The organism is Arthrobacter sp. TB 23 (assembly GCF_000294595.1).
Lineage (GTDB): Bacteria > Actinomycetota > Actinomycetes > Actinomycetales > Micrococcaceae > Arthrobacter_D.
In genome coordinates this window covers 1-7,154 of sequence record NZ_ALPM01000096.1, presented here as the reverse complement: position 1 = coordinate 7,154, position 7,154 = coordinate 1, and the positions used below count along the sequence as shown (strand labels likewise).

General features: G+C 66.2%; 5 protein-coding genes. 3 read left to right on the top strand and 2 right to left on the bottom strand.

Annotated elements, in window-relative coordinates:
- Positions 1-565 (bottom strand): TIGR03089 family protein (locus B384_RS18950; protein WP_019483642.1); only part of this gene is annotated, 565 nt, incomplete at its 3' end.
- A 331-nt stretch (positions 566-896) separates the two neighbouring features.
- Between B384_RS18950 and B384_RS20245 the strand changes: the two genes are divergently transcribed.
- Genes B384_RS20245 through B384_RS0113535 form a run of 3 tightly spaced genes read left to right on the top strand, consistent with a single transcriptional unit; the run spans position 897 to position 6,768 of the window.
- Positions 897-1,481: a WhiB family transcriptional regulator gene (locus B384_RS20245; protein WP_019483641.1), complete on the top strand. Its 585-nt coding sequence runs from the start codon at positions 897-899 to the stop codon at positions 1,479-1,481.
- Positions 1,427-5,110: a glycosyltransferase family 2 protein gene (locus B384_RS0113540; RefSeq protein WP_337459712.1), complete on the top strand. Its 3,684-nt coding sequence runs from the start codon at positions 1,427-1,429 to the stop codon at positions 5,108-5,110. Before B384_RS20245 ends, B384_RS0113540 begins: the two co-directional genes overlap by 55 nt.
- Entirely contained in the window at positions 5,107-6,768 is a 1,662-nt protein-coding gene (locus B384_RS0113535) for a DUF5719 family protein (protein WP_019483639.1), read from the top strand. The genes B384_RS0113540 and B384_RS0113535 overlap by 4 nt, the downstream gene beginning before the upstream one ends.
- A gap of 33 nt (positions 6,769-6,801) precedes the next feature.
- On the opposite strand, the gene B384_RS0113530 is transcribed toward B384_RS0113535, so the two are convergent.
- On the bottom strand, positions 6,802-7,154 hold a 353-nt coding region (locus B384_RS0113530; RefSeq protein WP_019483638.1), incomplete at its 5' end, for a metallopeptidase family protein.

Below are 7,154 nucleotides of genomic sequence, written 5' to 3'. Positions count from 1 at the left end.
CGGGCGTCCAGCCGCAGGCGGAGGCGCGATCGAAGAGGACCTGCATGCCCAGCCCCATGCCGTCCTGCTCCACGGCCAGCCGGTCTGCGTCAGCTGGCGGAAGATCGAAGAACTCATCCCCATAGCTGCGGACCTCGGCGGCATAGTCGACCGCCCCGGCCGGCAGCTGCCCTGACCACTTCAGGTCGAGCGCGCCGAGAGCTACCAGCACCAGAAGCTGGGTTGGTCCGGTTACCGTCGCGGCGTCGGAGGAACTCACCACTATGTCCACCGGCTGGTCCGATCCGGCGGAGCCGTCGACTGGTATGGCCCCTACCTGCCAGCAGGCCAGGGCCCATACGAGGGTTTTCCAATGGCCCGGCAGTTGCAGCGCAACCCGGGTGCCGGCGGTGGCGTCCAGTTCTTCGACCAGGAGGTTGGAGGTCTTGGCCACCCAGTTGTCCAGCACTCGGCCGGAGAGCTCGATCCGCTCACTGCCCGGCCCATACCAGATCAGGCGCGGAGCCGACGGGTTCACCGTGCGGAGTTGATTCATGAGCTGGGGGACTGGTGTGGCTGAATCCATGACCGGTTGGGGCCTTCCTGGCGAATTTTATTTTTCCGTATTTTCTGGCTGATTTTCCTGGCAGGGACGAATCGCCAGTGTCGCGGGGGACACGCCGCCGCCATCGTGACAAACTCTCAGCGTGGCGTGAACGGGTTCCCGGGAAATAACTCTATAAGATTCCTCCCAGCGCTTGACTGAATACGTATTACACGCGTGTAATTAGGTATCGGAAAGTTCCAGCACATCGGATACTTGGGCCGCATGCCTCTCGCAAAACACCTTTTTGCTCAGCAGTCGTGCCTGAATCCACCACAGTAGCTGCTGGAGCGGCAACACCGGGAGGGCTGACATGGGACAGGCAGAGAAGGTCCACGACCGTACGACCATCGAGGCACAGGCATCGGCTCGTTACGGATCACGTGGGGTGCCGAGCGACTGGTTTGTCGATCCGGCGGACCCTGATGCGGCTGAACGTTACCGGCGTAGCACCGAGAGCTCGCTGGAGGATCAGGCCACTGCCTTCCTGACGGCTCACGAGGCACTGGCTGATGACCCCAGCGAAGTTGAACTGCCCGATGCGCCAGCCGATCCGATGCCCTCCGATCTATTGGCCCCCGAACGCATCTCGTCGCCGTCGAGGCAGGCACCGGCGCGCAGCGACCAGTCGGTGTGGATTGGGCTCCCCGGGATTGGCCAGGACTTCGACGACGAGGGTGAGCTCGGCTGGCAGGCTGACTCGCTCTGCGCGCAGACAGACCCTGAAGCGTTCTTCCCTGAAAAGGGTGGTTCCACCCGCGACGCCAAGAAGGTTTGCGGTGCCTGCAACGTGCGGTCGCAGTGCCTTGAGTATGCACTCGCCAACGACGAACGTTTCGGTATCTGGGGTGGGCTGTCCGAGCGCGAACGGCGCCGGTTACGAAAGCGAGCGGTCTAATTCTGCAGCACCCCCGCGTCACAGCCGTTGTGGTTACCCACAACGGCTCAGCTTTTCTTCCAGCCACCATCGCGGCACTTAGAGCACAGCGGTACCCGCCCAACTTCGTCGTCGGCGTCGACGCCGGGTCCACTGACGATTCGGCGTCGATCCTGCAGTTGGAGCTTCCGGTCGGCAGCCCCGTGGTCGGCTCGGCGGCGAGAGCCGGTTTTGGTGCAGCAGTCCGGGTAGGTCTCGCCGAGGTTCCCTCGCGATCCACCGCCGACGACACCCACGAGTGGATCTGGCTACTCCATGACGATTCGGCGCCCGAGCCGAACGCCCTTGATGAACTCCTGCTCGCCGTCGAGCGCGCTCCCTCGGTCACGGTGGCCGGTTCGAAACAGGTCGAATGGGACAACCGTCGAAAGATCATCGACGTCGGTCTGTCCATCAGCCGCTGGGCCGAACGGGTGACCTTGATTGACGTCGATGAACTTGATCAGGGCCAATACGATTCGCGGAGCGACGTCTTTGCCGTCAACTCAGCGGGCATGCTGGTCCGCCGTGATGTTTGGGAGGCGCTCGGAGGTTTCGACCCGGCGCTCCCCGGTACCGGCGACGACGTCGACTTCTGCTGGCGTAACCGGCTGGCCGGGCACCGCGTGGTGGTCGTTCCCAGCGCGGTCATGCGCCACGCCGAACCGCGTCTGCATCCCACCGCCGCCCAGCGCGCCGCCCGCAAGGCTGAGGTCTATCTGCGGTTAAAGCACGCGACGCTGTGGAAGATCCCGTTCCTCGCGGTCGGCGCGGTGATCGGTGGGTTCGGCCGGCTCCTCATGGGCCTGTTGGCCAAGGACCCGGGGTATGGGTTCAGCCAGTTGTTCGCGAGCATCGCCGCAGTGCTCCGCCCCGTTGACCTGTTCAGGTCCCGGCGCCGGGCAGCCCTCACGAAGAAGCGCCCTCGCAGTGTGGTGCGGGCGCTGCGCACCAGCCGCCGTGAAGTCTGGTCCCACCGCCGCTCGGTGCTAGAGGCCTTCTCCGCTGAGGGCCATCTCAGCGAGCAGGCCATTGCCGACGAGCAAAGCACCTACATCCCGTCAGGCGACGCCGCCGAAGATTTCAGCTCACTCGTCGCACCTTCCCGCACCTGGGTTGGTGTCGGAGCGGTTGCCGCAGCGCTGGCCCTTGCCGCTGTCTCAGTGGTCGCGCTGTACCGGTTCATCGGTGCTCCCGCGTTGGCCGGGGGAGCACTCCTGCCGGTCTCCACCAGCATGGTCGATATCTGGCAAAACGCCTCGACCTGGTGGATCACCCTGGGTTCAGGCATGTCGGGACACGGTGATCCCTTCGGCTATGTGCTGTGGCTGCTGGCCGCCCTCGGCCTGGGCAACGGAAACGCTGTGCTGGTCACCCTGATGCTGCTGGCCCTGCCACTCGCCGGGCTGTCCGCATGGTTCGCCACCGGAGCGTTGACCTGGAGCAGGGGACTGCGCTTTTGGGCCGCGTTTTTCTGGGCGGCAGCACCAGCGCTTCAGGTGGCGCTGGGTAGTGGCCGGCTGGGTGCGTTGATCGCACACCTGCTCCTGCCACTGGCTGGGCTGGCCCTGCTCCGTGCGGTCGGGGCCGCTCGGGCGCCGCAGCTGGGCGCCCACCTGCAGCCTGGCGACAGGACGCATCCCAGTGCTGTGCCAAGTTTTCCCGCTCACGACGACGACGACGCGTATGCCCGTCGTCGCCCCGTCGAGGTGATGCTGAAACCAGGCATCAACGGGGTGCCCAGTTGGACCGCCGCGGCTACTGCAGGGCTCCTGCTGGCGGTGATCACAGCTGGCGCGCCGTCGCTGCTCCCACTCCTGGCGGTAGGGGTACTCGGCGCAATGCTGTTGCTGCGTCGCCGGGCGAAAACCCTGTGGTGGTCCTTACTGCCACCCCTGGCTTTGTTCGTTCCGTTCATCGCCTCAACCACAAACCAGCTGCGGGCCGTTCTGGGCGATCCGGGTGTGCCGGTTCCCTTCGTCGGGGCTGAACTGTGGCAGCAACTGCTGGGCTACCCGGTTGCCTTCGAACCGCTGGCCCCGCTCGCAGCGCTGCCCTTCCTTCCTGACGGTCCGTGGGCGTTGCTGGTAGCACTGCTCGTTGGCGGGCCGGCAATCCTGCTGGCCGTTGCAGCCCTGTTTATCCCCGGCCGCGGGACCGCGATGGCTTTGGGGCTCTGGCTTCTTGGCCTTGGAGCATTGGTGCTCACCACTGTCCTGTCTTTTGTCGCAGTGTCGGTGGGGTCCTCGGCGCTGATCACCCCCTTCACCGGCCCTCTCGTCTCGGTGTTGATGCTCGCCATCGCCGCAGCCGCCGTGATCGGGGGAGACAAGGCGATCTCCGCCCACCAGCTACGGACCGCTCGTCGCGCCCGGGCCGACGCCACCGCACCGCGACGACGGACCGGCCCCGCGCTAGTGGCCGCCGCCGTCCTCCTCGCACTCGGTCCGGCGGTGAGTCTGGCGCTTTGGGCGATGCCGTCACCAGCCGACAGCGTTGCTGCCGCGACCACGGATCCGGCCGCCGGCGCAAGCGATTCCGACCTGCCGGGTACCCGCTTCGGCGCCGACATGCTGGTCGCAGCCAGCACCGAACGCACTCTGCCCGCGACCGCTGCCGACCGTGGGAACAGTTCAGAGCGCACCAAGTCCCTGGTCCTGAACGTCGACGGCAGCAATAACGTCAGCGCCGCCCTGATGCGCAGCGGCGGCACCACCCTCGATCAGCTCTCGCAGCTCTATTCGGCCCGCGGCCTGTACGGCCCAATGGGGTCCGCAGACCTCCGCGAGGACGACGAGGCGACCGCCGCCATCAGAAGCACCGTCGCGGTCATCGTGGCTGGCTCCGGGTACGACCCACGGGAGGAACTCAGCCAACTGGGGGTGGGGTTCGTGGTGTTGCAGCAATCGGACTCGGCGGCGGAAGTACTTGCGGGTCAGATTGACTCAGTGCCCGGACTCGTCGCGGTAGGAAATACCAACTCCGGTTGGCTCTGGCGCGTGGTACCCCCCTCGAGTGAGGAAAACGTGGCAGCGCTTGAGACCCCCACGGTTGAAGGCTCGACCACCGGAGCGCGCGCGCGGATCGTGGAGGCCGACGGAACCACCTCAGCAGTAGTCGATTCAGGGCCCGCAACTGTCACCTCGATCATTCCGGCTGGCTCGGCGGACCGCACCCTGGTGCTGGCCGAACGCGCCGACGCCGGCTGGCAGGCCACCCTCGATGGGCGTGTCCTTGACTCAGTTGAATCCGGCTGGTCCCAGGCATTCGCCTTACCGGCAGACGGCGGCAGGGTCGAAGTCAGCTACGAGACACCTTGGGAGCCGTGGGCTGCGATTGGCTCTGCCCTCGTGATCGGACTCACCGTTCTGCTGGCGATCCCCATGCCATCGCGGCCACGATTTGTGCGGGCCTACCCCGGGCGTCGCGGCCAGCCGGTCGCGCTGGTCCCGCCTTCGGCCGATGAATCTGAGGATGAAGCGGCGGATACCGTGTCCCCTGCGGACGGTGGATCACCTCACCTCGGCGAGTCATCCAGCCCCGGCGAAACAGCCCGGCTCGGCGAAACACCTGACGAAGTATCGATACTCAGCGGAAGGGGACGGTCATGACCGAACCGGGAGCTGAAATCGAGCCGGCGTCACGACCGCGGATCAAGCGGCGGCGGGCCGGTGCCGGTACACTGCGGCGGGCTGTCGGAATAGGCGCGGGAGTTCTCCTGGTCGGTACCAGCGGCGCGCTGGTGGCCGGCGTCGCCGTCCTCGACCCAACGGGTGCTGCGGCCCAATTCCCCATCCCGGTCGCTGAGGTGCCAGCGGGCGAGTACACGGGCGTCTGCCCGGCGCCGCCGCGGCTACTCGAAAGCGATGCGGCGCTCGCTGACCCGGAGTTCAGTCCTGCATCAGAGTCGGCTTCCACTACGGTCAGCGGCATGGTGCTGAGCAGCCTCGGCGGGAACCTGCCTGGCAGCATGCTAAGCCCGCTGGGCTCAGGTGAGGCCCTGGCCACCATCGCGACAGGTGAGTCGGACGAATCCGGGGCAGGCGCGGTCCCGGAGGCCGTGACCAACGAGGACGGGCTGACCAGCCGGACGGCGGGGGTCCTTACCGACCAGACAGCCGACGGGGTCAGCGTCTTTTCGGCGCAACCGGTGGGCAGCCAGCCTGCCACCGCCGGGGCGGTCACGAGTTACACCGCCACTGACGGTGATTTGGGTGGCCTGGCGATTGCCCACTGTAGAGCGCCCAGCAGCGACTTCTGGATTCTTGGCGCGTCCACCACGGTGGGCGCCACCGCAGTCCTGAATCTCTCGAACCCGTCGGGCACCCCCGCCACGGTCGACCTTGAGCTGTACGGGACCGATGGGCCGGTCGAGTCGGGGGGTACCCGCGGGTTACTCATCGCTCCCGGCGCCACCGAGTCGATCGTGCTCGCTGGTCTCGCCACCGATCAGGACCAGCTGGCGGTCCGCGTGCTGAGCGACGGCGGTCGAGTGACCGGCATCATCCAGCAGAGTGTCTTGCGGGAACTCATCCCCGGCGGTGTGGAGCTTCTCCAGCCAGCGGCTCCTGCAAGCAATACCCAGGTCATCCCGGGGGTGCGGGTCCAGGATGAGGATATTGCCGACGAGATCAGCGCCCAGGACGGCTATGAGGCTGCCACCCCAGCAGTCCAGATCGTTGTCCCGGGCAGCACCGACGCGGTTCTGAATGTCAGGGTCTACGGTTCGGGGGGCGAGGTTGAGCTTCCGGACGGGGGAGTGCTCACCGCAACTGCCGGTGTCGTCACTGGTGTGTCGCTCGAAAGTCTTCCGTCCGGTGACTACACGGTCGAGGTCACCTCCGACGTGTTGATGTCCGCCTCAGCCAGAGTAAATCGGGGTGTGGAGGCCGGGGAACCCGTCGATTTCGGGTTCGCCCCATCCGGAGCACGCCTCGGCAACACCCAGGTGGCAGTGTTCCCCAGCGGGTCCCGAGGCGCGCTCGCGTTCGGTGCACCCTCGGGTCGGTCTGAGGTTCAGCTCACTCCGGTAAACGAAGACGGAACTCTGCAGGCCGAGCAGACAGTCAGCGTGGCTGGCGGCACCACAGTGAGCGTGGAAGCAGCGGATCTCGGGGACGACGTGGTGGCGGTCCTGATTGGGGCGTCGGGTGATCCGGTGTACGGCGCCCAGATGCACCAGATGGATGGCGAAGCAGGGATCTCGGTGACATCGCTACCTCCCGGCAGCGCCGGGCAGCTCAGTGTGCCGGTCAACCTGGGATACTGAGTTCTACACCGGCTCGGATCAGGCGCCTCAGGATCAGGCGCGGGAACGCCCGTAGGCTGGATCCACGGCTTCGGGCGTCATCCCCAATAACTCTGCGGTCTGCTCCACTACCACGTCGTGGACCAACTCGTTGGGAGCAATGAAGCCACCCGCGGCCAACTCAACCGGGTGCCGGTAGATGATGATGGTCGGCGGCCGGTTTGGGGCGGCGGGTATGGCGGTGCCGAGCAGGCCGCGCAGCGATTGCGCGGTCATCGTTTCGAGATTCGCCGGAATGTCCTGGACCACCATTTGCAGATCGAGGATGCGCTCTCCCCATAGTCGTTCCAACCGCTGGGCCGATTCCATCACCCATTCGTCGAACCGTTCAGATCGGCTGCGCGAGC

Excerpts from the sequence above, each read along its gene's own strand:
- B384_RS20245 (WP_019483641.1), top strand. The coding sequence starts at position 897 with ATGGGACAGGCAGAGAAGGTCCACGACCGTACGACCATCGAGGCACAG.
- B384_RS0113535 (WP_019483639.1), top strand. The coding sequence starts at position 5,107 with ATGACCGAACCGGGAGCTGAAATCGAGCCGGCGTCACGACCGCGGATC.